Origin of the sequence: Mesorhizobium sp. M0048, assembly GCF_040323405.1 — a bacterium.
Lineage (GTDB): Bacteria > Pseudomonadota > Alphaproteobacteria > Rhizobiales > Rhizobiaceae > Mesorhizobium.
In genome coordinates this window covers 69,601-95,246 of sequence record NZ_JAMYUV010000017.1, presented here as the reverse complement: position 1 = coordinate 95,246, position 25,646 = coordinate 69,601, and the positions used below count along the sequence as shown (strand labels likewise).

Here is a 25,646-nt window from a genome sequence, read left to right as displayed (position 1 = left end):
TCTCGTAGGCCCGCCGCAAAGCCTTGCCGTCAAGCGACACCACCTCGGGCGTCTCTCGGCTGGCTCGGGCGAAAGCTGCGGCAAAGGCCGCAAAGGCGCGACCAAAGGCCTCCGGGTCGAGCAGGCGCAGCAGCCGCGAGAAGGTGTCGTGGCTGGGAGCTGCGTCATAGTCGATCAGCCGCGACAGCGCCTGCTTGCGCTCCTGCGCAAACAGGGCGAACTCCGTCGCATTGCTGGCACCACACAGGCTTGCCGCGATCATCATCACGATCAGGTCGCCAAGCCGGTGCGTGGCGTTGGGCGCGCGTGGATCAGGCACCGCGCCAAAGTAGCTCTCAAGGCAGGAAATGGCAGTCGCTCCTTCGCTCAACTGCCTCTCCAAAGAATCCTTTCTCAGCCTAAACTCAACCCCAAAATCGCCATATGCGATTCCCCTGCCCTTGAGGGGGAGATGGCCGGCAGGCCAGAGGGGGTCGGTTCGACTGGATGCGACCTCCCTTGCGACAGATGGAGGTTGGCGCTCTTCGTGAGGCGACCCCCTCTGTCGCCTTCGGCGACGTCTCCCCCTCGAGGGGGGAGATTACGCAGCTCACCCCGCAAGCCGGCTAACCATCTCGTGCTGCGCGTAGGCGTGGCCGAAGCGGTTGGCTAGAAAAGCGTCGAGCGCGATGTCCTCCTGCTTGATGAAACCTCTTGCCGGCAAGGTGCCGTCGGCGAGCATGTCGAGCACGGCGCAGATCGCCGATGCAGTGGTGATCTGGATGGCGCTGCGCACCTTTTCGCCGTCGCGCCTGGCGTAGATCTTGTTGGCATAGGTCTCCTGCAGCAGACGGCCGTTCTTGCGGCCGCTGACGGTGACGAAGACGATAACCACGTCCTGCAGCGTTGCCGGCAGGGCGCTTTCGAAAATGTCCTTCAGCACGTCGCGGCGGTGGCGCAGGCCGAGGTCGTTGAGCAGCGCCTTCATGATCGCGGCATGGCCGGGATAACGGATGGTGCGGTAATTCAGCGTGCGCACCCTGCCTTTCAGCGTTTCGGCCAGCGTGCCCAGCCCGCCCGAGGTGTTGAACGCCTCATAGGTGACGCCGTCGAGCGAGAACTCCTCGCGCTCCTCGAGCGGCGGCACCTCGATCAGCTCGCCTTCGACGATCGCCTCGCAAGGCTCGCAATATTCGTTGATGACGCCGTCGGTGCTCCAGGTCAGATTGTAGTTCAGCGCGTTCGACGGGTACTGCGGCAGCGCGCCAACCCGCATGCGCACGCTCTCCAGCGTGTCGAAGCGGCTGGCGAGGTCGTTGGCAACGATCGAGATGAAGCCGGGCGCCAGGCCGCATTGCGGAATGAAGGCGCTGTTGCCGGAGCGCGCCAGTTCCTTGACCCGCCTGGTGCTGACGACATCCTCGGTCAGATCGAGATAGTGCACGCCGGCACTGGCCGCCGCCTCCGCGATGCGCGTGGTCAGATGGAAGGGCGCGGCGCTGAGCACCGCGAATTTGCCGGCCAAGGCCGCTTCGAGGGTGCCGGCGGCTTCGATGTCGAGTTCCAGCGTCTCGATCGTTTCAGGCAGTTCGGCCGCGCCGAGCTGCGCCGCCGAGCGGTCGACGAGCGTGACATGGTAGTTGCCCGTGGAAGCCAGCATCTCGGCAATGGTCGAGCCGATCTTGCCGGCGCCGACGACGATGATTTCCTTCATGACTGGTCCCTCGCACCAACGTTGGATTGATCGCTAGAATCGCAGCTTGCCTGTCGAAAGGAAGCGTGAGACTGTACGAAACGCAGTCTCTCTTTGCGCAATGTGCCGGCAAGGTTCGTCGAAATGCTAAGCGATGCCGACCAGGCTCTGCTTTCCCTGCTGCGCATCAATGCGCGCGCCTCGACCGCCGAACTGGCGCGACGGCTGGGCGTGTCGCGGACCACGGTGCAGAGCCGGATCGAGCGGCTGGAACAGCGCGGCATCATCACCGGCTACGGTGTCAGGCTTTCGCCCGACTACGAACAGGGGCTGGTCAGGGCGCATGTCCTGCTTACCGTCACCCCCAAGCTCGCCGACAAGGTGGTGCGCAGCCTGCAGGCGCTGGCACCGGTTCGAACCCTGCACTCGGTCAGCGGCAATTTCGACATGATCGTTGTCGTCGAAGCGCCGTCGATCAGGGATCTCGACACGCTCCTCGACCAGATCGGCGCCATGGACGGGGTCGAGCGGACGTCGTCGTCGATCATCCTGTCGACGCGGATCGACCGCTGAGCCGGCTGGCGTCGCGGGTCCAGATGCTGGCGCGAAGGATCACCAAGGGCGGTGATCGTTCTGGCGTTACCGCAGCAAAGCGATATAGGCTTTCAGAATGTGGATCGATGGCGTGCAGCCGCGCCCAATCTCTTGCAGCATCGCGCGTTCACCCAAAGAACCTAGACAGGAGGCCTCCTTGCCCAAGCAGTGTTTCGGAAAATCCCATGTGCCGTTGTCGCCGGCGGTCAGGGCCGGCGATTTCGTCTATGTCTCAGGCCAGGTGCCGGTCGGCAGCGACGGGCTGGTGGTCAAGGGCGGCATAGCCGAGCAGACCGAACAGGTGCTGTCGAACGTCAAGGCGGCACTGGCGCTGGCCGGCTGCACGCTCGACGACGTGGTCAAGACGACGGTCTGGCTCGAGGACGCGCGCGATTTCGGCATCTTCAATACCGTCTACGCCCGGCATTTCCCGAAAGATCCGCCGGCACGCACGACGGTGGAGTCACGGCTTATGATCGACATCAAGATCGAGGTCGAAGCCGTCGCCTACAGGCCGGCCTGACGGAAAAGCGGAGACAGGCGCAATGCAATTCGATCTCCTGATAAAGGGCGGCCGCCTCATCGATCCGGCGTCCGGCCTCGACGCACAACGCGATCTGGCGATTGCCGACGGCCGTATCGCCGCCATCGACCCCGAAATCCCCTTCGAACGTGCAGCCCGCGTCATCGACGCCACGGGCTCGATCGTCGCGCCCGGCCTGATCGACCTGCACAGCCATGTCTATTGGGGCGGCACGTCGCTCGGCGTCGATGCCGACCGGCTCGCCGCAAAGAGCGGCACCACCACCTTCGTCGATGCCGGAAGCGCCGGCGCCGGCAATTTCCTCGGCTTTCGCCGCCACGTCATCGAGCGCTCGAAGGTCCGTATCCTGGCATACGTCAACATTTCCTTTGCCGGCATTTTCGGCTTCTCGCAGACCGTCGCGGTCGGCGAATGCAGCGACCTCAGGCTCTGCGAACCGCGCGAGACGGTGGCCGCGGCGCGCGAGCACGCAGACGTGATCGTCGGCGTCAAGGTCCGCTCCGGTCGCCATGCCGGCGGCAGCAGCGGCATCGCGCCGGTCGATCTCGGGCTGGAAGCCGCCGACAAGGCCGGCCTGCCGCTGATGGCGCATATAGACGAGCCGCCGCCGGGTCGCTCGGAAGTGCTGCCGCGGCTGCGCAAAGGCGATATCCTCACCCACTGCTTCCGGCCGTTTCCCAACGCACCGGTCTTCGCTTCGGGCGCGGTGCGGCCGGACATGCGGCTGGCGCGCGAGCGCGGCGTCATCTTCGATATCGGCCACGGCATGGGCTCGTTCGATTTCGAGGTGGCCAAGGCGATGCTGAGCGAGGGGCTGGCGCCGGACGTGATCAGCAGCGACGTGCATCTCTACTGCGTCGACGGGCCGGCCTTCGACATTCTGGTGTGCATGTCGAAGCTGCTGGTTCTCGGCATGCCGCTGGTCGAGGTGCTGCGCGCCGCGACACAGCGGCCGGCCGAAGCGATCGCCAGGCCAGATTTGGGCAGGCTTGCGGTTGGTGCGGTCGGCGACATCGCGGTGCTGCGGCTGCGTCCGGGCCGCTTCACCTTTGTCGACTCGGTCGGCGCCTCGTTGGTCGCCGAGCAAAGGCTGGTCTCTGACGGCATTGTGGTCGGCGGCACGTGGTGGCCGAACGAGGCGCTGGACGATTTCGGCGAAACCGAGCGCTTCGAAGCGCATGCGCATGACACGCATGTCGAGGTTGCCGCCCGGCATTTCGGGCGTGGGTGATCTCCCCCCTTGAGGGGGAGATGGCCGGCAGGCCAGAGGGGGTAGGTCCGACGGGGCTCGGCCTGCTGCTACGGTAGAGGAGGCTGGCGCTCGACGCGCGGCGACTCCCTCTGTCGCCTTTGGCGATATCTCCCGCTCAAGGGGGGAGATCACAGCTTCACCGCGGCGTCCCATAAACCGGCGTCGCAATGCCTTCCATCCTCGCCTTGATCTGCAGCGCCACGAACTTCGAATAAAAGCGCGACAGCGCCAGATTGCCGCCGTGGAACCACAGCGCTTCCTGCGCGGTCGGCTTCCACATGTTGCGCAATTCGCCTTGCCATGGACCCGGGTCGCCTTTCACGCCCGAGCCAATCCCCCAGCACGGCCCGACCTTGTCGGCGACTTCACGGGAGATGATCGCCGCCACCGTTTCGTTCATCGAGAGATAGCCGGTGCAGGCGATGATTGCGTCGGCCGCCAGTTCGGTGCCGTCGTCGAAGAGGATGCCTGTCGGCGTCAGCGACTTGATCCCGACGCCGCTGCGGATGCCGATCTCGCCGTCGATGATCAGATCGCAGGCGCCGACGTCGATGTAGAAGCCCGAGCCGGTGCGGTAGGCCTTCATCAAAAGTCCGGTCTCGTCGTCGCCGAAATCGATGGCGAAGCCGGCGCCGCGCAAGCGGTCGTAGAAGGCCGCGTCGCGCGCCTTGATGATGTCGTAGAGCGCGCGCTGGCCCTGTGGCAGCAGCGCGAACGGCGTCGAGGCGACGATCATGTCGGCCTTCTCAGTGGTGATGCCGCGGGCCAGCGCCTTTTCCGAAAAGATCTCGAAACCGATCTCCATCAGCGTGTCCGACTTGACCACCGTCGTCGGCGAGCGCTGGACCATCGTCACCTCGGCGCCGCTCTCCCATAGATCGACGCTGACATCATGGCCAGAACTTGCGGCGCCGATGACGGCGACCTTTTTGCCGCGGAATTTCTCGCCGCTGAAATATTGGCTGGAGTGCAGGATCTCGCCCTGGAAGGCCTCGGCGCCCGGCAGGTCGATCTGCCTGGGCGGGCCATAAGCACCGGTTGCAAAGACGATGTGCTTCGGCTTTAGCGTGATGCGCTGGCCGGCGCGGTCGACCTCGACCGTCCAGACCTTTTCGGTGTCGTCGTAGGACGCGCTGATGCATCTTGTGGAGGTCCAGTAGTTGAGCTCCATGACGCGTGTATACATTTCCAGCCAGTCGCCCATCTTGTCCTTGGGCGTGAACACCGGCCAGTTCTCGGGAAACGGGATGTAGGGCAGATGGTCGTACCAGACCGGGTCGTGCAGCACGAGCGAGCGATAGCGATTGCGCCAGGAATCGCCGGCCTGCGCATTCTTCTCGATGATGATGGCCGGCACGCCGAGTTGCCGGAGCCGTGCGCCCAGCATGATGCCGCCCTGGCCGCCGCCGATGACCAGGCAATAAGGCTGCTGGCCGGCGCCGAGTTCACGCGTCTCGCGCGCCCTCGCCTCCAGCCAGGTCTCGCGCTCCGGATCGGCCTTGTGGCGGACGCCCAGAGGCCGCGCCGGGCCCTTGCGCTCCTCAAACCCCTTGAGATCGCTCATCGCCGTAAACAGTGTCCGGCATTTGCCGTCCCTGAGGCGCATGATGCCTTGGCCCCACGCGGATGACGTCTCGAAAGAAAACCAGGCTTCGATAACGCCTTCGTCCGAAGTCGCTTCGCTGCTGAGCTGCCACCGGGCAGGCCTTGTCATTGCCAGCGTGGCTTCCAGCATGTCGCGGATCGCCGCGCCGCCTTCCATGGTCTTGATGTTCCAGGTGAAGGTCAGCAGATCGCGCCAGTAACAGTCCTCGACGAACAGGTTGATTGCGGCCGCGACGTCGCCCGCCTCGAGCGCTCGCGCAAAAGAACCGAGCCAGGTGGCCGCCTGTTTCGACGGTGATATGTCGAGCATCTGTCTTCCCTATCTCAAGCGACTTCGGCGCTGCCCTTTAACCTTATCCTCTCTCCCGAAGAGCGGGGAGAGGGTAGGTGAGGGGCAGCGCAAACAGTCCGGAAATTAAGGGCGCAGCGCAAGACCCCGCTATCAGGCGCGCGCGCGGGCCTGATCCGAACCGCTATCCAGCCATGCAAGATCGTCCGGCGAAAGTGAGATGTCGAGCGCCTGGAGGCTGTCTTCCAACTCGTCGAGCGTGCGCGGCCCGATCAGCGGGACGGACGGAAAGGGCTGCGCCAGGACATAGGCGAGCGCGACGTGGATCGGGCTTTTGCCCAGCCGTTTGGCGAGCTCGATGGCGCGGTCGCGACGGCCGAAGTTCCTCTCCGAGTACCAGACCCGGACCAGTTCCTCATTGTCGCGCCGGTCGCGGCCGGCGCGGTCGGTGAAGAAGCCGCGGCCCTGGCTCGACCAGGCGAAATTCGGCATCTGCCGGGCGGTGAGCCAGGCCTTCCATGCGTCGCTGGAGGAGGTGACGCAGCCCGCCCAGATCGGCTCCAGCATCTCGGCCAGCGAGAAATTGTTGGAAAGGGCGCCGGGCTTCTGCTTGCCGGTGCGCTCGGCATAGACAATCGCCTCGTCCATGCGTTCCATCGTCCAGTTCGAGCCGCCGAACGGACCGCGAATGCGGCCGGCCTTGACCTCGCGATCCATCGCATCGACGAACTCGTCGACCGGCACGTCCGGGTTGTCGCGATGCATGAAATAGACGTCGATATGGTCGGTCTGCAGCCGCTCAAGCGACTGGGTGAGCTGCTTGCCGATGACGTCGGGATAGCAGAGCGGCGAGTGCGCACCCTTGCCGATGACCACCGATTGCTCGCGCACGCCGCGGTTCTTCAGCCACTGGCCGAGCAGCGTCTCGGTATAGCCGGAACCGTAGACGAAGGCGGTGTCGAACAGATTGCCGCCCGCCTCAAAATAGGCGTCGAGCAGGATGGCGCCCGACGAAAACGTGCGGAAATCCTCGAAGCCGAGCGCCAGACACGAAGCCGGCCGCGGCAGGCCCGGAATGCCGCGCTTGGGGATGGCGGTCCCGCCGGAGCGCAGCTTCCGCCCGGAGATCGTGTGGACGCGCTTTGCCGGTTTCTCGATGTCGTATTCGAGCCCGATGGCGGCCCGCCATTTATCGAGCACGCGCAGATTGCCGAGACTGTCGGCCCAGCTCATGCCCGGCCAGGCGAACTCCTGCTTCCCGCCGAGAATGGCCTCGCCGGCAGCGTCGACCTCGAATGCGTAAAGCCAGCCGTCCTCCTTGACCTCGACCACCTCGGTGTCACCCGGACGGATGATGCGGATTTCGCCGGTGCCGCCTTGCTGGCCGCCGGCATACCAGAAATCCGCCACCTCGATGCGGCCCTTGCTGCCGAGAATACGCAATACGTTGTCCTGCGCGAGCGAAATGCTGCAGGAGACTTCCGCGACGATGCCGCCTGGAAAATGCAACAGCGCCGACGCCCATTCGTCGACGCCGGATTGGCCGAGATGCGCAGCGCCGACCACTTTGTCCGGCTCGGCGAAGGGCTTTCCCGCCGCGGCGCCGGCAATCAGCCGCGCCATCGAGACGGGATAGCCGCCGACATCGAGAATGCCGCCGCCGGCGAGATCCTTGGCGTAAAGCCGGTGCTCCGGCATGAAGCCCGGCATGGCGAAGCCGAAACTGGATTTGATCATCTTGATGTCGCCGATCGCGCCGGCCCTGACCAGCTCGACCAGCCTGGCCGTCTGCGGATGCAGCCGGTACATGAAGGCTTCGCCGAGAAAGGTGCCGGCCTTGCGCGCGGCATGGATCATGGCGTCGGCCTCGAAGGCGGTCAGGCCAAGCGGCTTTTCGCAAAGCACATGCTTTCCGGCCTCAGCCGCCTTGATCGCCCATTCGGCATGGCTCGGATGCGGCGTTGAAATATAGATCGCGTCGACATCCGGATCGCCAAGCAAAGTCTCGTAGCCATCGAGGATGCGGGCGCCGGGGAAAGCCTCAGTGAGCCCGGCCTTGCCGGGATTGCGCGCCCCTAAGGCGACTAAGGTGCCGGTGCGCGAATGGGCGACGCCGCCGGCAAAGGCCTTGGCGATGTTGCCGGGCCCGAGAATGCCCCAGCGAATTTTTTCTGGCTTGGACGTCATGTCAAATCTCCGTGGGGTGGCCGCGACCAGTCGCGATCGGACAAAAGGAACTAGATGGGTTAGCGAATGCGTGCGCCGGTGGCGTCGAAGAGAAGCGAGCGGTCGGCCTTGATCGACACCACCAGGTCGTCGCCGTTCGCGCGATGCCGCGAGGCCTCGCGCTCGATGATCAGTTCCTCGCGCCCGCCCCCGGTCCCGGAATTGGCATAGACATAACTCACCGATCCCAAGTGCTCGGCGACGTCGGCCTTGAGGGTAAGGTCGCAATCGCCCTGGCCGGCGTCGAAGAAATGCTCCGGCCGCACGCCAAGCACGACATCGCCGCCTGTCGCAGGCAGCGCATCCGAAAGCGGCTTGCGCAGTCGCGCGCCGCGATGATTGACCAGTTCGACGACCGCAGCGCCGTTGTCGGCCCCGACCATTTTCGCCGCCAGAAAGTTCATTTTCGGGGAGCCGACGAAGCCGGCAACGAAGCGGTTGGCGGGGTCGTCGTAGAGATCGAGCGGCGCGCCGATCTGCTCGATATTGCCGGCGTTGAGGACGACGATCCTGTCGGCCAGTGTCATCGCCTCGGTCTGGTCGTGCGTCACATAGACCATGGTAACGCCAAGCTCCTTGTGAAGGCGCGATATCTCGACGCGCATCTGCACCCTGAGCTCGGCGTCGAGATTGCTGAGCGGTTCGTCGAACAGGAACACTTGCGGCTCGCGCACGATGGCGCGGCCGATAGCGACGCGCTGGCGCTGGCCGCCCGACAATTGCCGCGGCCGCCGCTTCATCAGCTCGGCGATACGCAGGATTTCGGAAGCCCGCTTCACCCGCCGCTCGGTATCTGCCTTGGGATTGCCGGTCATTCTCAGGCCGAAGCTCAGATTCTGCTCGACCGTCATGTGCGGATAGAGCGCGTACGACTGGAACACCATGGCGATGCCGCGATCGGCTGCCTCGACGTCGTTCACCACCTTGCCGCCAATGGCGATCTCGCCGTCGCTGATGTCCTCGAGCCCGGCGATCATCCGGAGCAGCGTGGACTTGCCGCAGCCGGAAGGGCCGACGAAGACGACGAATTCGCCGTCATCGATATCGATATTGGCGCCGTGGACGATCTCGAAGACGCCGAAGCGCTTGATGACGTTTTTGAGTGTGACTGCAGCCATGCTGATCCTTACTTGATGGCGCCGGCGGCGATGCCGGCGACGAAATGGCGCTGCAGAAGCACGAACACGACGAGCATTGGCGCCGTCAGCATCACCGCGCCCGCCATGATGCCGCCCCAGGACACCTTGGTGAGACCGATCAGCGTGCCGAGCGCCACCGGCGCGGTCATTGCGCCAGGCTTGGAATTGATCAGCAGCGGCCACAGATAGTTGTTCCAGGAGGCAAGGAAGAGGATGATGGCGAGTGCCGCCAGCATCGGCCGCGCCAGAGGCAATGCGACGAACAGGAATATCCGCCATTCCTTGACGCCCTCGACCTTGGCCGCGTCGAACAGCTCGTGCGGCATCATCGAAAAACTCTGTCGCATGAATAGCACGCCCAGCGAGTTGAACAGCGGCGGCACGATCAGCGCCACCCAGGTGTTGGCGAGCTTGAAGTCGCGCGCCACCATGATGAATTGCGGGATAAGCACGACCGCATAGGGCAGCGTGATGGTGCCGAAGATGATGGCGACGACCATGCCCTTGCCGAAGAAGTTGTAACGCGCCAGCGCCCAGCCGGCCATCGAGGTGAGCATCACCGACAGGAAGGTATAGGTCACCGCCACCGAGACGGAGATGCCGATGGCGCCGATGAAATTGGTGCCGCGCTGCAGATTGCTGACATTGTCGAGGAAATTGCCGTGCGGCAAAAGCTCGATGTCGGGGCTGAAGATGCCATTGTCGGGCATCGTGGAAAAGACCACCATCATCCACAGCGGAAACAGCCAGACCAGCGCCAGCGGCGTCAGGACCAGATGCAGCGCGATGCTGCGGCCCAATCTGGCCTGAGAACGGCTGACCCGGGAATGGCTGATTGGGGAGCGCGAGGTCATTTCGGTTCCCTCGTCAGCCATATCTGCACCAGCGAAATGGCAATCGCCAGCCCGGCCATGGTGTAGGCGACGGCCGAAGCGTAGCCGAAATTGAGCGACCGGAAGCCCTGGCGGTAAAGCAGCAGCCCGAGCGTTTCGGTGCCGCCGCCCGGCCCGCCGCGCTCGGTGATCAGGAAGGGCTCGGTGAACAGCTGCATGGTGCCGATGATCGACAGCACGGCGCAGAACACGATGATCGGCTTGAGCAGCGGCAGCGTGATGTAAAAGAACTGGTTGACCTTGCTGACCCGGTCCAGGGTTGCCGCCTCGTAGACATCCTCGGGGATGGACTGCAGGCCGGCGAGCAGGATGATGGCGTTGTAGCCGGCCCAGCGCCAGGTCACCGCCATCATGATCACCGCCATCGCCGGGGTGACGTTGGTAAACCAGTCGACACTGGGCAGGCCGATGCTGTTCAGCAATTTGTTGATGATGCCGTAGTCGAGATTGAACATCAGCCGGAAAACCGCCGAATAGGCGACTTCGCCGACCACGACCGGCGCGAAGAAGGCAAAGCGGAACAGGCCACGCGCCTTGAGCAGCGGCGAATTCAAAAGCACCGCCATCACAATCGCCAGGGAAATCATCACCGGCACCTGGATGACGAGGATCAGCAATGTGTTCTTCAAGGCGTTGAAGAAGGCGGGATCGCCGATCAGCCGGCCCCAGTTGAAGGTCGGCGCGAACCGCCACGGCACGGTGCGCGTCGCCTGGAACGAGATCAGGAAGGAATCGATGATCGGCCACAGCCAGAAGATCGAGAAGATCAGCAGATAGGGCGCGAGGAAGCGATAAGCCGTGGCGTTCTGGTAGCGCATTCGTTTTCCTCCTTTCTGCTTTCGCCTGCTGGGGCGCGCGGTGTTGATGTTCAGGTGATGCGCCGCCGCAAACGGTGGCTTGTTCGAAGGCCGGCGCCGCCCCTCATCCGCCTGCCTGGCCGCAATGCTGGGGGATTCCCCTCTCCCCGTTCTTCACGGGGAGAGGGTAAGGGTGAGGGGCAGCGCCAGCGTTCGAAATAGATCACGAAGTCTGGAGCCATCCCGTATCAGATCACGACTTGACCGGCAGGCCGGTCGCCGCGGCGATCTGGCTTGCGGCATCGTCGAGCGCTGCCTTGGCGTCGGGATAGCCGCCGGCCAGATATTTGGTCTGCACCGCGCGGATGATGATTTCGGCGTCGCTCTGGAACGGAGTGCCGCGGCTGGGGACGACCTTGGGCAAGGTGCCGAGGATGTCCTTCCACACGGCTTGGCCACCCCAATAGGGCAGGCCTTCGGAGACATAAGGGTCGTTGAGCGCCGAGATCAGCGACGGCACCAGGCCGAAGCCTTTCAGCATGGTGATCTGGCCCTCATTCGTCCCTAGCGTGTATTTCAGATAGGCATAGGCGGCTTCCTTGTTCTTCGACACCGAAGTGATGGCGAGCGAGGAGCCGCCGAGATTGGCGGCGCGCGGACCGTCGGCGGTCAGGCTCGGCATCAGATAGACGCCCCATTTGCCTGCGCCATCGGGCGATTCCGTGCGTATGGTGCCTTCATACCAGCCGCCATACATCTGGCTGGCGACCTTGCCGGCGGTGTTGTTAGTGATCTTGGTGCTCCAGTCGGCAGAGGAAATGATGCCGGCGTCCTTCATCTCCTTGATCTTGGTCATGGCATCGACGCATTTGGGCTGATTGACGGTGATCGATTGACCATCGGCGGAGAAATAGGCGCAGCCCTGCTCGTTGGAGATCATGCGGAAGAATTCGGAATCGCCGTTGAAATCGGCGTTGGTCATCGTCACGCCAGGATTGGCGGCCTGGATCTTCTTGGCGGCGGCGATGAAATCGTCCCAGGTCTTGATCGAAGACGGGTCGACGCCGGCCTTCTCATAGAAGTCGCGGCGGTAGAACATCGCTACTGGACCGGAATCCCAGGGCATCGCATAGGCCTTGTCGTCAACCTCGAGCTCGGTACGTTTGAAGTCGGGGAATTTTGCCTGGTCTTCTGCGGTGTAGCCGAGCGTGTGCAGGTCGACGAAGCAATCCGGGAACTGGCTCCAGTAGTTTTCCGCCTCGCCGTTCTCGATCGTCACGATATCCGGCAGGCCCTCGCCGCCGGCGGCACAGCCGGCGATCGATTTGTCGTAGGTCGGCTGGTTGCCGAGGTCCTCGACCGTGACCTTGATGTCGGGATACTGCTTGTTGAAGCCCGCTATGGTGGCCTTCAGCGACGAAGCGGCGATGTTCCAGCTCCAGATCGTGATTTCACCGGACTGCGCAAAGGCTGGGCTGGAGCCCAGGGCAAGCGCGAGCGCGGCGCAGGTCAATTTTAAGCGCATTGAAATCCTCCCATTTCAGTTGCTCTCTGTTTGCGAGCGTGGCTAGACTAGGCTTCGGGAAAGCCTTGTCCGCGACAAAGGGAATAAGAAATGAGCGGAAAGTAAGATGCCGGAAAGGCCGTTTTACCAGCCTGGCGCCAGCAGCGTGGAGGGCCTGCCGCTGCTGCTGCAAATGTTCCACACCCAGCCCCTGGTGATGCTCAAGCCACATTGGCATGCCCAGGTCGAGGTGAATTTCATCGTGCGTGGCGCCGTGCATTACCGCATGGACGGGCACGGGCTTTCGCTTTCTGCCGGCGACATGTGCCTGTTCTGGGGCGGCCTGCCGCACCAGATGGACGAAGCCTCCGACGATGCCATCTACGCCGGCGCGCATCTGCCGCTGGTTCATTTCTTCCGGCTGCATTTGCCCGTCGACGTCCGCAACAGGCTGATGACCGGCGCGACGCTGGTGACCGACGCCACAGACCGGTCGGACGACCACAATTTCGAGCGCTGGAACCGCTATGCCCGCTCCGGCGACCCGGTCAAGGCGGAGCATGCCGTCAACGAGCTTTTGCTGCGGCTTGAGCGGGTGCGGTTCGAGCCCTACCGGCTGGTGCCGGAAACGCCGGTCGAACAGGAGCTAGGCAGCCCGTTCGATCAGCAATCGCTGCGCAATGTCGGGCGCATGTGCGACTTCATCGCCGAGAATTTCCTCTACGAGATCGATTGCGTCGACATCGCCGCGGCGGCCGACATCCATCCCAAATACGCCATGAGCATCTTCAAGAAATCGACCGGCATGACGCTCAATGAATATGTGAATCTGCTGCGCCTCAGCTACGCGCAGGCGCTGCTGATGCATCAGGATGCCAATGTGCTGCGCGTCGCCATGGAATCGGGCTTCGGCTCGCTCAGCGCGTTCAACAAGTCGTTCCGCAAGCTTTCCGGCATGTCGCCGTCGGATTTCCGCAGGGGCGTGGCCGGCGCCAGATAAGGGCGCCGGCTGGATTCAGCCGATAACCCCCAGACGTCTCGGCAGGCGGTTCATCGGCGACGGCCCGTTGGCGGTGATCAGGAACTGGTCCTCGAGATTGAAGCTGGCGAGACTGTCGATGTAGAGCGGAATCTCGAATGCCAGCACCATGCCGGGTTCGATCGCGACATCGCAGTCGGCCGAGATGAACGGCCATTGCTCGGAAAACACGGAATGGCCGACGCCGTGGCCGAAATGGCCGCGGCGATAGGAACGCAGGCCCTGGCGCGCCAGGCTGTCACTGGCGGCGCGATGCACGGCGGCCAACGGCTTTCCGGGCATAAGCGCGGCAAGCCCGTCGGCGAAGGCGCGTTCGGCTATCGCATGCAATTCGGCCTGTTCGGGCGACGGCGGCCCGAAGGTGAAATTCCGCGACATATCCGAGGCATAGCCGTTCACGCTGCACACCATGTCGGCCTTCAGCGGATCGCCGGCGGCGGCGACCGCGTCGGCGCCTTTTGGGCGAGCGCCCAGCGTGACGTATTCCGCCGTCGAGATTTGCTGCGACGACCCGCCGGCTACATCCGCGACGCCTTGCCGGTAAAGCGCGACCAGCTCAGACTGACGCATGCCGGCCGCTGCATGCTGCTGCAGCCGCGACAGGCCGGCCTCCGACAGGACGATGCCCTGCTGCAACAGGTCGATCTCGCTCTGCGACTTGATCGCCCGCAGCCGGTCGAGGATCGGCGAACCGTTGACCAGGGCAGTGCCCGGCAACATCGCCTGCATCGCGGAAAAATCGCTGGCCGAGACGAAATCCAGCTCGATGCCGAGCGTCGCACGCTCCAGCCCGAATTCTGCGAGGATCGTCTTCAGCTCGCGGACGGAGCGGGCAAGCTCGAAGGTCGCCGGACGTGAAAAACCGGGGGCGCGGCCAACCAGGCCGGCCTCGATGCGCTGCGCAACAGGCCGGTCGGCCGTCGCCGGCTCGAGCGACGCCGATTCGATCCAGATCGGATGCGTGCGTACCATGGCGCCGGCCATCGCCGCCGGGAGCTGGGCAGCCTGGAAATCCGCCACCACGACGCCGATCGGCAGGTTGCCTCGCTTGGGAATAACGACGAAACCGGCGCCGGCCCGCCGGAACAGGCCTGCCGGGCCGATCCAGGCACCGGTGGCATATTGGAACGCCTCGGGCTCGCAAAGCACCAGCGCCTCGATGCCGGCGCGCTGCATCAGGTCAGTCGCGCGCTCGCGGTCGACAAAGCCGGTCATGGGATCTCCTCGAATGCAATCGAAACCGACGCCGATGCGGCGGCGTTTGGCCTTAGCGTAGCTTCAGTGCCGCCGTGGAGCAGCTTTTTTCTGGAAGCGCTGTTCACCTTGAGAGTTCGTCGTCGGGAAACGAAAAAGCCGCGGCGAACCGCGGCTTTTCAACACAACAAGCGGCTGCTTCGAAAGCTTATTCGGTTTCGTCGGAAGTGTCGTCGGCAGTGTCTGCCGCGTCATCCGCGGTCTGCCTTGCCAGCGCTGCCTGCAAGGCCAACGTGGCCTGTGGCGAGGCCGGTGTCGTCGCAACGACCGCCGCTGCGTGAGCAACTCCGTGCGTCGACTTGTCCCTGGCCGCGGCGGAAGTGGCGGCTCCGTGTCCCTGCGAGCCGGCCCCGGCCGAGTTTCCGCCATTGCCGTTGCTGCCGCCATTGCCGTTGCCATTGCCATTGCCGCCGGGAGCAGCGAGTACCGGAGATGCGACAAGGGTGAGAGCGGCTACAGTCGCGAATAGACAGGTGCGCGTTTTCATAGTTCCTCCTTCGAGTCGCCCTCCCGCCAGGATGGGTTCCAAATGAAAAACGTCAGGACTTCCAATGTGAAAGCCGGCTGTTACCTAGCTTTGTTCAAATACAGTATTCTGCAAGATGGACCTTGGTCCGAAACCGGCACGCAAAAGTCCTGAATTTTATCGACAGCGTACTTCGGACGACCGCAACGGCTGGATTTTGCTGCCGTCAGATCCAGCGCCGCTACAGCGCATGTGCGTCGGCTGACATGAGGTTACAATCGAGGAAACCTCGGTGCTCGCCATCCGGCGAGATCATTTAAGGCGATTGAGGAACATTCCACAGTTCGTGAAGTTGGGAGCGCAGGCCCGCTTTTGAGGTGCCAAAATGTTTGATGCCGGCGGGCTTTTGGGAGGAAGCCATGATCCGCGTCACGCCTGCATTTCGTGTTTCACGCCGCCGCGCATTGCAGTTTGGCCTGGGAGCGACGCTCGCTTCGGCCACCGGGCTTGCCCCGGTTTCCCGCGCCTATGCGCAGGATGAGGTCAAAGACGAAGACATTTTCCGGTTCGCCCTCAATCTCGAATATATGGAAGCCGAATATTACCTGCGCGGCACAACCGGAAAAGGGATCGATGACTCGGATGCCGGCCCGAAGGCCGGCGCTGTGGCTGGCGGCAAACAGGTTCGCTTTGACACGCCTGCAATCGGCGAGTTCATGCGTGAGGTCGCCGAAAACGAACTTGCCCATGTCAGGTTCTATCGCAAGACACTTGGAAGCGATGCCGTCGACCGGCCGGCAATCGATTTCGATGCGGGCTTTGCGGCGGTTGCCAAGGCGGCGGGGCTCGGAGCGGACTTCGATCCTTTCGGCAACCAGATGAACTTCGTGCTCGGCGGCATGCTGTTCGAGGATGTCGGCGTCACTGCCTATGCCGGCGCCGCGCCCCTTCTGAAAAACAAGGATTTCCAGGCCGCCGCCGCTGGCATTCTGGCCGTTGAGGCCTACCACATGGGGATGGCGCGATCGTCGCTTTACCGAATGGGCGAGGATGCCTGGAAGGCCGCCAATGCGGTTTCCGACGCCCGCGACAAGATCGATGGACCGGAAGACAAGGACCAGGGCATCCGAGTGGACGGCAAAGCCAATATCGTTCCATCGACCCCGGATGCAATCGCCTTCACGAGGACGCCGCAAGAAGTGCTTCGGATCGTCTATCTGACCGACCAGAAAGGCGTCAGCAAGGGCGGCTTCTACCCGAACGGAATGAACGGAACGCTCAAAAGCACCTGAGCGGTCTGCGGATGAATCTCGTGGCAAATGAACTTGCGCGCGCGGCCAGCCGATTCGGCGCGCTGCGCCCTGTTGGCGCGCAAAAACGAAAAAGCCGCGGCGGACCGCGGCTTTTCGATGCTTGATTTCCCTTGAGAGAAATGGAGCGGGTGAAGCGATTCGAACGCTCGACCCCAACCTTGGCAAGGTTGTGCTCTACCCCTGAGCTACACCCGCTCGCGCGGCTTTTGGGCCGCAAGCCGCGCCTATATGGCTGAAGAGCGCGGCGATTGCAACAGGGAATTCGCAGGCTTTTTTGCTTCGCCGGCAATGCGGAGAAGCGCTCCTCCGGACGTCGCAAGGCAATCACCCCCCGCGTTGCGCGACGGACTTGTCTTGGCCGCATCATTGGCCGTAAACGGCGTTAGCCAAACAAGCCGTTGAAAGCGGGCCACCAGAAGAAAGACCGATGCCGAAGACCGAAGCCGAACTTTTCGCCTTTCTTGCCGGACTCGGGATCGAGGTATCGACGCGGCGGCATCCGCCGCTGTTCACGGTCGCCGATTCGCAGGCGCTGCGCGGTGAGATTGCCGGCGGCCACACCAAGAACCTGTTCCTCAAGGACAAGAAGGACAATTTCTTCCTGGTCAGCGTCGACGAGGAGGCGGTGGTCGATCTCAAGCAGATCCACCATCTGATCGGCGCTGCGGGGCGCGTGTCTTTCGGCCGGCCGGAGATGCTGATGGAGCTTCTCGGCGTCGTCCCGGGCGCGGTCACGGTGTTCGGGCTGATCAACGACACCGAGCGAAGGGTCAAGGTCGTTTTGGACGAGAAGCTGATGAGCCATGCGGTGGTCAATGCCCACCCGCTGACCAATGAAGCGACGACTTCCATCGCTGCCGCGGACCTGGTCAAATTCGTCGAGGCAACCGGACATGATGCTGTTATCTTGAAAGTCTCGGCATGATCGCCACATGGGTGACTAAGACCGGGGTGACTGAAACCGGGTTCTAAAGAAGGATGTTGCGCCCGTCCCTTGGCCGGCGGCGCGACCGAAAGGCGACGAGAGATGAGCGATAGCAACCCCTTTGGCGGCCCATTTGGCAGCAATGGCCGCCAGTATGCCACCACCGTGCAATATGGCGGCACCGATGCCGCGCGTGAGAAGGTCGCGCTTGCGAAGGCGCCGGCCGACGTCATCAAGGACACAACGACCGCTGGATTTGCTGCAGACGTCATCCAGGAATCGCGTCGCCAGCCGGTGCTGGTCGATTTCTGGGCGCCGTGGTGCGGCCCCTGCAAGCAATTGACGCCGCTGCTGGAGAAGGCGGTGAAAGCCGCCGGCGGCAAGGTCAAGCTGGTCAAGATGAATATCGACGACCATCCGTCGATCGCCGGCCAGCTTGGCATCCAGTCGATACCGGCGGTCATTGCCTTCAAGGACGGCCAGCCGGTCGACGGCTTCATGGGCGCCATTCCCGAGAGCCAGATCACGCAATTCATCCAGAAGGTTGGCGGCAAGAACGGTGGCGCGCCGCAAGTGGCCGAAGCGCTGGCCGCGGCTGCCGAGGCGCGCGACGCCGGGGATGTGCAGACAGCGGCCGACATCTACGATGCCATCCTGGAACAGGCGCCGGAGACGATCGAGGCGATCGCCGGCTTGGGCGACCTGCTGTTCGAGGCCGGCGATGCCGAAGGTGCCGAGGCGGTGCTGGCGCGGGCGCCGGAAGCGAAGAAGGATGCGCCCCAGCTCGCCGCGCTGCGGGCCAAAATGGCGCTCGCCGCGCAAGCAGCAGTGCTCGGCAATCCGGCGGAACTGGAACGGCGGCTGGCCGAAAATCCCGGGGATCACCAGGCACGGTTCGAGCTTGCCATGATCCAGAACGGCAAGGGTGATCGCATGGCGGCGGCCGACAATCTGCTGGCGATCATCAAGGCAGACCGCTCGTGGAACGACGACGGCGCCAGAACCCAGTTGCTGCAGCTCTTCGAGGCATGGGGCATGACCGACGAAGCAACGCTGTCGGCACGGCGCAAATTGTCGTCGCTGCTGTTTTCCTGAGCCGGCGCAGACTGTTTTGTCGCGCGGGCTTGCGGTGGGCGGCAGCTGCGCCAGATTAGGTTTTCGGACGGCGTTCGATTTCAGGTTTCCGGTGTTGCGCCTTGTGCCGGCCGGGAGGAGACGGATTTGGTGCGCTTCCTGACAAAGCGATCGGAGGATTGAGGTGCAGGCGGGAAACGCGCATTACCGGCTCGCTGCGGACTTACCGTCGACCATGCCGATCTTTCCGCTTGAGGGCGCATTGCTGTTGCCGGGAGGCCGTATGCCGCTCAACATCTTCGAGCCGCGCTATCTGCAGATGGTCGACGAAGCGATCGCCGGGCCGCGGCTGATCGGCATGATCCAGCCCAGCCTCGACGGTGCGCTGCGTCCAGACGGCGAGCCGGAGCTCTGCAATGTCGGCTGTGCCGGGCGCATCATTGCGCTGTCCGAGAGCGGCGACGGCCGTTACCTGATTTCGCTGCAGGGCGTGTGCCGGTTCCGCATTGTTCAGGAACTCACGGTCAAGACGCCGTTCCGCCAGTGCCGGCTGGCACCTTTTCTCGCCGATCTCGACGAGGAGCAGGCAGACGCCGAGATCGACCGGCCGGCGCTGCTGAAAGCGTTTCGCGCCTATCTGCAGGCCAACGATCTGGAGGCCGACTGGGAGAGCGTCAGCCGCGCCGAAAACGCCATGCTGGTCAACGCACTGTCGATGATGGCACCCTACGGGCCGGCCGAGAAACAGGCGCTGCTCGAAGCGGCCGATCTGAAGACACGCGCCGAGACCCTGATCGCCATCACCGAAATGGCGCTGGCGCGCGACAATGAGGATTTCGGTTCGAGTTTGCAGTAGGTTGGCCCTCCTTCTCCCACAAGGGAGAAGGGGAGGCCACGCGCAAAAACCTGAAGCGGTCGCCTTGTGGAAAGGATGGATCGAATGGCGGATGGACGTGACGGGAACAGGACTGTCGATCCCAAGCTGCTGGAACTCTTGGCCTGCCCGCTGACCAAGGGGCCGCTTGCCTGGGATCCGGAGCGCGGCGAGCTTATCTCGCGGGTGGCAAAGCTTGCCTATCCGGTGCGGGACGGCATTCCGATCATGCTGCCCTCGGAGGCACGTACGATCACCATTGACGATGCCGTGCCCACGCCACCGCGCCTGGGCGGAACGGCCTGACGAAGAGAAGAGGCCAATAGCCAGCCATGTTCTACTGAAAATTGCGCCCTTTGGGCATGACCTTCTCTGCCTTTCCCAATAGTTCCGTTTGCGCGATGCTATCGGGCCGCTTCTCCTCGGGGCCGCTCGAAGGTTCATCCACAAGCCTTGCCTCCTCGAGCAGCACCGACAGCCACGGCGTCAGATCCTCGACCTTCTCGGCGACGATATGGATGACGTCCGATTCCGATTGCAGCTTGCCGGTGACGCGGATGAAACGCGCGCCCATGACGATGGGGCGGAAGCGGTTGAAGGTTCTTTCCCAGAAAATGATATTGGCGACCGCATTCTCGTCTTCCAGCGTCAGGAAAATCGCCTTGCCATTGCCCGGCCGCTGCCGCACCAGCACGAGGCCGGCGACCGAAACGCGGCGGCCGTCCCGCACCTGGCCGAGCCGCGCATTGGGCGTGACGCCGGACCGATCCAGCCTTTGACGCAGGAAGGCGACCGGGTGCGCCTTCAGCGACAGGCCGAGCGAGCGGTAGTCGTGGACGACGTGCTCGCCGAGCGGCATTGCCGGGAGCCGGGTTTCAGGCTCGAGATCGCGCAAGCGGATCGCCGGCTGATCGAACAGCGGCAGCTTTTCGGCGGCACTCTTGCCGTCGAGCGCGCGGACCGCCCATAGAGCGTCGCGGCGGTTCAATCCAAGCGAGCGGAAAGCGTCGGCCTGTGCCAGTTTTTCGATCTCGTCGACGTTGAGGCCCGAGCGCAGCCAGACATCGCGCACGGATGCGTAGCCGTCGCCGCGTCGCAGCACAAAGGTCTCCATGCGCTCCTTCGACAGGCCCTTGACCTGGCGAAAACCCAGCCGGACGGCATGGCTGGTCCGGATGACGCCGCGCATCTGGGCATGGCGGTCAAGGATACGATCCGGATCGAAAGGCGATTTCTCCAAGGCGCAATCCCAGCCGGAAAAATTGACGTCGACGTCGCGGATCTCGACGCCGTGGTCATGCGCGTCGCGGACAAGCTGAGCCGGCTGGTAAAACCCCATCGGCTGGGAATTGAGGATCGCGGCACAGAACACGTCGGGATAGAAGGTCTTGAACCAGCAGGAGGCATAGACCAGCAGGGCGAAGGAGGCGGCGTGGCTTTCGGGAAAGCCGTATTCGCCAAAGCCTTCGATCTGTTTGAAGCAGCGCTCGGCGAAGTCTTTTTCGTAGCCCTTGGCGACCATGCCGTCGACCATTCTCTTGCGGTAATTGCCGATCGTGCCGGTGCGCTTGAACGTCGCCATGGCGCGGCGCAGTTCATCGGCCTCGCCCGGCCTGAAGCCGCCGGCGACGATGGCGATCTTCATCGCCTGCTCCTGGAACAACGGCACGCCCAGCGTCCTGCCGAGGATTTTTTCCAGTTCCGGCTTGGGGTATTCGGGTTTTTCCTTGCCTTGCCGGCGGCGCAGATAGGGATGGACCATGTCGCCCTGGATCGGGCCGGGCCGCACGATCGCCACCTCGATGACGAGATCGTAAAAGTTTTTCGGCCGCAGCCGCGGCAGCATCGACATCTGCGCGCGGGATTCGATCTGGAAGACGCCGATCGTGTCGGCGCGGCAGATCATGTCGTAGACACGCTTGTCCTCGGCAGGCAGAGTGGCCAGCACATAGGGTTGGCCGTAATCGTCCCGCGCCTCCGGATAATGATCCCGGAGCAGGGTGAAGGCGCGCTGCAGGCAGGTCAGCATGCCGAGCGCCAGCACGTCCACTTTAAGGATTTTCACCGCGTCGAGGTCGTCCTTGTCCCACTCGACCATCTTGCGCTCGTCCATCGCCGTCTTGACGATGGGCACGATCTCGTCGAGCCGGTCCCTGGTGATGACAAAACCGCCGACATGCTGCGACAAATGACGGGGAAAGCCCATGATCTCGTTGGCGCATTCGATCACGTGCCTTGTCGATGGATCGGTCTGATCGAGGCCGCCGGCTTTTGTCTCCTTTTCGCCGAGTTCCGAGGTCGACCAGCCCCAGATCGAACTGGACAGCGCGCTGCGGACGTCGTCCGACAGGCCCATCGCCTTGGCCACTTCGCGCATCGCCGAGCGGCCCCGGTAGCTGACGACGGCAGCGGCCAGCGCGGTGCGCTTGGTACTGTATTTGGAATAGATGTACTGGATGACCTCCTCGCGCTTTTCATGCTCGAAATCGACGTCGATGTCGGGCGGTTCGTTTCTTTCCTCGGAAATGAAGCGCTCGAAAAGCGTGTCGATCTTGTCCGGGCCAACTTCGGTGATGCCGATGCAGAAGCAGACGATCGAGTTGGCGGCGGAGCCGCGCCCCTGGCAGAGAATGTTCTGGCTGCGGGCGAATTTGACGATGTCGTGGACAGTCAGGAAATAGCGCGCGTAGTTCAGGCGCTCGATCAGGGCGAGCTCCTCCTCGATGCGTTGCGTCACAAAAGCGGGCACGCCCGAGGGGTAGCGGATGGCGGCCCCCTCCTTGGCCAGCCTTTCCAGCTCGGCCTGCGGCCCGAGGCCCGATTCCGTCGGCTCGTCGGGATAGTTGTATTGCAGATCACTGAGCGAGAAGGTCAGCTCGCCGGCAAAACGCAGCGTTTCCGCCAGCGCTTGCGGATGCCTGCGGAAAAGCCGTGCCATCTCCAGCGGCGGCTTTAAGTGACGCTCGGCATTGGCCGCCAGCTCCAGCCCCACCTCGGCGACGGGCACATTGAGGCGGATCGCCGTCAGCACGTCCTGCAGCGGGCGCCGTTCCGACGTATGGTAGAGCACGTCGTTGGTGGCCATCAGCGGGATGCCGGCCAGCTCGGCCATCGCCGCCGCCTGCTCGATACGGAAGCGGTCGTTACCGCGGTAATCCGGCGAAACCGCCAGCCTCAGGTTTTCGCCGAAGCGATCCCTGAGCCGGCTAATCAGTTCGAGGCCAGCTTCCGCGTCCGCCGACAGATCCGGCAGTATGGCCAGCGACAGGAGATCGCCCCATTCGAGAAGATCGCTCTGTTTGAGAAGCGCTGCGCCCTTTTCGTTCTCGTCGCGCAGATTGGCCTGCGTCAGCATGCGGCACAGATGACCCCAGCCCTTGCGGTCCTGCGGGTAGGCGAGGATGTCCGGCGTGCCGTCGCAAAAAACCAGGCGGCAGCCGGGATGATAGGAAACACCCTCCACCTTGGCCTGCTGCCAGGCGCGCACCACGCCCGCCACCGTGTTTCGGTCGGCGAGACCGATCGCCGAAAACCCCAGGAATTTTGCCGCGACCACCAGCTCCTCCGGTTTCGAGGCACCGCGCAGGAACGAGAAGTTCGACTGAATGCCGAATTCGGCATAGGGGATGGCCGTCAGCGCATTCATGCGAAGATCCCATGCATGAACCAGCGCGGCGGGACTTGAGAGGCGCCGTAAAGGCCCTGGCGATAGAGCCAGTAACGGCGGCCGTCGGCATCCTCGATGCGGAAATAATCCCGGGTCGGGGCATCTTCTCGTCCCGCCGCCCCTCGCCACCATTCCGGCGCGATGCGCTCCGGCCCTTCGGCGCGCGCGACCCGGTAGAGCGCGCGCCGCCAGCGGAAGTTCAAAGGCGGGCCTTCCGGCATTTCGGTGGCCGGCACCTCGATCGGCTCGGGCGCACGGAAAAGCCGGATCGGCCGTTCCGGCTGGAAGACGGTCGTGGGAGCGTCCTTCGCCTTGTCCGGCTGCTTCGGCGGCGAGGTTCTCTGCGGCACTTCCGCGAAGGGAAGGGTGGCGACGGCGCGCTCCGGCAGATGGCTCTCGACGGCGACCGGTTTCAAGACCGCACCTTCGCCGAGCCGGGCGCGGATGCGGTCGGCAAAAAGCGCGATATCGGCACCGTCGTCGCTCGTCTCGCCGGCAAGGTCGGCCTGCTGCATGTCGAAGGCGGCGGCGGTCAGCACCGAAAGGCGCACGAGATCGAAGCCATAGCCGGCGTCGATATCCTGTTCGAGCGCGGCAAGCCTTTCGTGGAACAATTTCTGGATCAGCCGCGGCTCGCGCAGAGGCCGCGAGGTGCCGACGGCGATGCGGCTGACGCCGCCATCGACGCGGAAAAGCAGCAGCGCCAGCCGCCTTGCGCCCTCGCCGCGACGCTCGAGGTCGCTCTTCAAGGTGGTCGCCAGCATGCCGGTCAGCCGCTCGATGTCCTCGGTCAGCATGATCGGCTCGGCAAGGTGACGCTCGACCGAAAGCGGTGCGACCGGCAGGCGCGGCGACACGGCCTCCTCGAGGCGGCCAAGCGCCTGGTCGAGACGCAAGAGCAGCGATGCGCCGAAGCGGCGGGCCAGCGGCGCGCGCGGTGCCGCCATGACGGCGCCCGCCGTGCGCAGGCCGACGCTTTCGAGGCTGGCGCGTACCTCCGGGTCGATGCGCAGCGCCGCCAGCGGCAAGGGCGCGAGAAGCGCTTCCTCCTTACCATCGGGCACGATGCGGTCGCCAGCAAACCGCGCCGCCGCCCAGGCAGCCCCAGGCGTGGCGGCAAGCCCGGCGCGGACATCGAAGCCCTGATGGAAAAAACGCGACAGGATATCGTCCAGCATCGAGCGTTCGCCGCCGAAAAGATGGGTGCAGCCGGTGACGTCGAGATAGAGGCCGTCGGTCCCGTCAAGCGCCACCAGCGGGGTATAGCGGTCGCACCAGTCGGCGAGGCCTTCGAGCAGGCGCCGGTCGGCCTCCGGATCGGCCTCCACGATGTCGATCGAGGGATGCATGGCGCGTGCGTCGGCTATGCCCATGCCGCGCTTCAGATTAAGCGCCTCGGCCCGCTCGTCGAGGGCGGCGATGCGCTGGGCGTTCCGGTCGCGGTGACTGATCACCAGCGGCAGGTGATCCGACGGCCGGGAACGCCAGGACCGCCCCAGACGCTGCCGCAGGATTCTCTCGGCGGCGAGATGCGGAAACCACAGGGATAGGATTCTTTGGCCGTTCTGGGGCCCATTCCTGAGACCTTCCTTGCTCGCCCCGTCTTTCTTCGAATATGCGTTCATCGGGGTTCCACTCCAGTGTGAATTTTCCGGGCAAGGCCGTGCGGCTCTTGCCGATGGCGACGGTGAAGGCGGGCCGGCCGATCGAGCCGGCGAGCGGCCCGGCAAGCGTCTTACGCGTTGCCGCCGGTGCCGCCGACAGGATGAGGCGGACGGGCGCTGCCGTCGGTTCGGGCTCGCCGGCCTGGCGCAGCAGGAACAGCGGCCGGCCCGCACTCTGCGCGCGGGCGTGCAGCCGCCGCGTCGCGGTGAGGTCAAGCCGCTGCGGGCTGCCGCGGATTTCGAGGATGACGGCGGCCAGCGCCGTCATCCGGGCAGCCTCCTCGGCGATCCACAGCGCATCGAGCAGCCTTGGCGCCTCGGAAAACAGCAATTGCTCCGGCTCGATGCCGAAGAAGGCGTGAAGCCCCCTGGCATAGGGAAAGCCGGCCTCGCGGAAAACCTCTGATGTGCCGATCCACAGCACCGGCAATCGCGGCCCCTGGCTTAGGATCAGGCTGACGAGCGACAAGGCAAAACCGGCAACGACCCCGGCATCGCGGGTCGCGGCGCCATGAAACTCGCTCACCGCCGCCTTCGGCAGGCCGCCGCTCAGCGCAGCATCGAGGCGCTCGGCGCCGGTGCGCAAAAACGCATCGGGCGGCGCCACGGCGAGGCCGCGCCGGACAATGGTCAGATTCCGAGCGGGTGTCGGATGCCGAGAGGGTGTCAGACTCTGACGAGGGACATCCGCGTCAAACGACGAACTGGCCGGCGCCTCCAGGCGCTCGGGCAAGGTCCCTTCGATCTTCGCGATCTGGCGGCGCAGGGCAAAAACAGTCTCCCGCGCCACGGCGCTTGTCGCCATGACGGTCAGCTTCCACTCACAATTGTTCCCGTTATGTTCCTATAGATTCC

At 64.0% G+C, this 25,646-nt stretch carries 22 protein-coding genes and 1 tRNA gene; 9 read left to right on the top strand and 14 right to left on the bottom strand.

Going from position 1 to position 25,646, the window contains the following annotated elements:
• On the bottom strand, positions 1–370 hold a 370-nt coding region (locus tag NKJ84_RS16900), incomplete at its 3' end, for a transposase family protein (RefSeq protein WP_352507390.1).
• A gap of 219 nt (positions 371–589) precedes the next feature.
• Positions 590–1,693, bottom strand: coding sequence for a saccharopine dehydrogenase family protein (locus NKJ84_RS16895; protein WP_352507389.1), 1,104 nt, complete (start codon positions 1,691–1,693; stop codon positions 590–592).
• A 123-nt stretch (positions 1,694–1,816) separates the two neighbouring features.
• On the opposite strand from NKJ84_RS16895, the gene NKJ84_RS16890 reads away from it, so the two are divergent.
• The 3 genes from NKJ84_RS16890 to NKJ84_RS16880 all read left to right on the top strand — a co-directional run bounded on the left by NKJ84_RS16890 (position 1,817) and on the right by NKJ84_RS16880 (position 4,041).
• Positions 1,817–2,245 (top strand): Lrp/AsnC family transcriptional regulator, encoded by a 429-nt coding sequence (locus tag NKJ84_RS16890; RefSeq protein WP_254817936.1) that lies wholly within the window; start codon positions 1,817–1,819, stop codon positions 2,243–2,245.
• 178 nt (positions 2,246–2,423) lie between these two features.
• Positions 2,424–2,789, top strand: a complete 366-nt coding sequence (locus NKJ84_RS16885) for a RidA family protein (RefSeq protein ID WP_254817935.1) — start codon at positions 2,424–2,426, stop codon at positions 2,787–2,789.
• 22 nt (positions 2,790–2,811) lie between these two features.
• Positions 2,812–4,041 carry an amidohydrolase/deacetylase family metallohydrolase gene (locus NKJ84_RS16880; RefSeq protein ID WP_352507388.1) on the top strand — a complete coding sequence of 410 codons (1,230 nt, stop codon included), beginning with the start codon at positions 2,812–2,814 and terminating at the stop codon, positions 4,039–4,041.
• Between the two features lie 157 nt (positions 4,042–4,198).
• Here the strand turns inward: NKJ84_RS16880 and NKJ84_RS16875 are convergent, their stop codons facing one another.
• From NKJ84_RS16875 to NKJ84_RS16850, 6 genes are all read right to left on the bottom strand, one after another.
• Positions 4,199–5,977, bottom strand: a complete 1,779-nt coding sequence (locus tag NKJ84_RS16875; RefSeq protein WP_352507387.1) for an NAD(P)-binding domain-containing protein — start codon at positions 5,975–5,977, stop codon at positions 4,199–4,201.
• Positions 5,978–6,109: 132 nt separating this feature from the next.
• Complete coding sequence (locus NKJ84_RS16870) at positions 6,110–8,143, bottom strand: aldo/keto reductase (RefSeq protein ID WP_352507386.1); 2,034 nt, start codon at positions 8,141–8,143, stop codon at positions 6,110–6,112.
• Positions 8,144–8,202: 59 nt separating this feature from the next.
• A complete protein-coding gene (locus NKJ84_RS16865) occupies positions 8,203–9,300 on the bottom strand; it encodes an ABC transporter ATP-binding protein (protein ID WP_023675944.1) in 1,098 nt (365 codons plus the stop codon).
• 8 nt (positions 9,301–9,308) lie between these two features.
• On the bottom strand, positions 9,309–10,175 hold the full coding sequence (locus NKJ84_RS16860; protein WP_352507385.1) for a carbohydrate ABC transporter permease: 867 nt from the start codon (positions 10,173–10,175) through the stop codon (positions 9,309–9,311).
• A complete protein-coding gene (locus tag NKJ84_RS16855) occupies positions 10,172–11,032 on the bottom strand; it encodes a carbohydrate ABC transporter permease (RefSeq protein WP_352507384.1) in 861 nt (286 codons plus the stop codon). Before NKJ84_RS16855 ends, NKJ84_RS16860 begins: the two co-directional genes overlap by 4 nt.
• A gap of 232 nt (positions 11,033–11,264) precedes the next feature.
• Positions 11,265–12,536, bottom strand: a complete 1,272-nt coding sequence (locus tag NKJ84_RS16850; protein WP_254817929.1) for an extracellular solute-binding protein — start codon at positions 12,534–12,536, stop codon at positions 11,265–11,267.
• A gap of 106 nt (positions 12,537–12,642) precedes the next feature.
• Here NKJ84_RS16850 and NKJ84_RS16845 point away from each other — a divergent pair, with 106 nt between their 5' ends.
• The gene (locus tag NKJ84_RS16845) at positions 12,643–13,515 is read left to right on the top strand and encodes a helix-turn-helix domain-containing protein (RefSeq protein WP_352507383.1); all 873 of its coding nucleotides are present in this window, start codon (positions 12,643–12,645) and stop codon (positions 13,513–13,515) included.
• A 15-nt stretch (positions 13,516–13,530) separates the two neighbouring features.
• On the opposite strand, the gene NKJ84_RS16840 is transcribed toward NKJ84_RS16845, so the two are convergent.
• Both NKJ84_RS16840 and NKJ84_RS16835 read right to left on the bottom strand, forming a co-directional pair.
• Positions 13,531–14,769, bottom strand: a complete 1,239-nt coding sequence (locus NKJ84_RS16840; protein WP_352507382.1) for a M24 family metallopeptidase — start codon at positions 14,767–14,769, stop codon at positions 13,531–13,533.
• Between the two features lie 187 nt (positions 14,770–14,956).
• Positions 14,957–15,295: a hypothetical protein gene (locus tag NKJ84_RS16835; protein ID WP_254817926.1), complete on the bottom strand. Its 339-nt coding sequence runs from the start codon at positions 15,293–15,295 to the stop codon at positions 14,957–14,959.
• A gap of 398 nt (positions 15,296–15,693) precedes the next feature.
• Here NKJ84_RS16835 and NKJ84_RS16830 point away from each other — a divergent pair, with 398 nt between their 5' ends.
• Entirely contained in the window at positions 15,694–16,566 is an 873-nt protein-coding gene (locus tag NKJ84_RS16830; RefSeq protein ID WP_352479722.1) for a ferritin-like domain-containing protein, read from the top strand.
• A gap of 141 nt (positions 16,567–16,707) precedes the next feature.
• On the opposite strand, the gene NKJ84_RS16825 is transcribed toward NKJ84_RS16830, so the two are convergent.
• A tRNA-Gly gene (locus NKJ84_RS16825) sits at positions 16,708–16,782 on the bottom strand.
• A gap of 232 nt (positions 16,783–17,014) precedes the next feature.
• On the opposite strand from NKJ84_RS16825, the gene NKJ84_RS16820 reads away from it, so the two are divergent.
• The 4 genes from NKJ84_RS16820 (at position 17,015) to NKJ84_RS16805 (ending at position 19,766) form a co-directional block, all read left to right on the top strand.
• Positions 17,015–17,512 carry a prolyl-tRNA synthetase associated domain-containing protein gene (locus tag NKJ84_RS16820; protein WP_254817917.1) on the top strand — a complete coding sequence of 166 codons (498 nt, stop codon included), beginning with the start codon at positions 17,015–17,017 and terminating at the stop codon, positions 17,510–17,512.
• Between the two features lie 102 nt (positions 17,513–17,614).
• Positions 17,615–18,607 (top strand): thioredoxin, encoded by a 993-nt coding sequence (gene trxA, locus NKJ84_RS16815; RefSeq protein ID WP_352507381.1) that lies wholly within the window; start codon positions 17,615–17,617, stop codon positions 18,605–18,607.
• A 163-nt stretch (positions 18,608–18,770) separates the two neighbouring features.
• Complete coding sequence (locus NKJ84_RS16810) at positions 18,771–19,442, top strand: LON peptidase substrate-binding domain-containing protein (protein ID WP_023675985.1); 672 nt, start codon at positions 18,771–18,773, stop codon at positions 19,440–19,442.
• An 84-nt stretch (positions 19,443–19,526) separates the two neighbouring features.
• Positions 19,527–19,766 carry a Trm112 family protein gene (locus NKJ84_RS16805; protein ID WP_352507380.1) on the top strand — a complete coding sequence of 80 codons (240 nt, stop codon included), beginning with the start codon at positions 19,527–19,529 and terminating at the stop codon, positions 19,764–19,766.
• A 31-nt stretch (positions 19,767–19,797) separates the two neighbouring features.
• On the opposite strand, the gene NKJ84_RS16800 is transcribed toward NKJ84_RS16805, so the two are convergent.
• Genes NKJ84_RS16800 through NKJ84_RS16790 form a run of 3 tightly spaced genes read right to left on the bottom strand, consistent with a single transcriptional unit; the run spans position 19,798 to position 25,596 of the window.
• Positions 19,798–23,106, bottom strand: a complete 3,309-nt coding sequence (locus NKJ84_RS16800; RefSeq protein ID WP_352507379.1) for an error-prone DNA polymerase — start codon at positions 23,104–23,106, stop codon at positions 19,798–19,800.
• Entirely contained in the window at positions 23,103–24,581 is a 1,479-nt protein-coding gene (locus NKJ84_RS16795) for a DUF6504 family protein (RefSeq protein ID WP_352507378.1), read from the bottom strand. The genes NKJ84_RS16800 and NKJ84_RS16795 overlap by 4 nt, the downstream gene beginning before the upstream one ends.
• Positions 24,514–25,596 (bottom strand): ImuA family protein, encoded by a 1,083-nt coding sequence (locus tag NKJ84_RS16790; RefSeq protein ID WP_352507377.1) that lies wholly within the window; start codon positions 25,594–25,596, stop codon positions 24,514–24,516. The genes NKJ84_RS16795 and NKJ84_RS16790 overlap by 68 nt, the downstream gene beginning before the upstream one ends.
• Between the last annotated feature and the right edge of the window lie 50 nt (positions 25,597–25,646).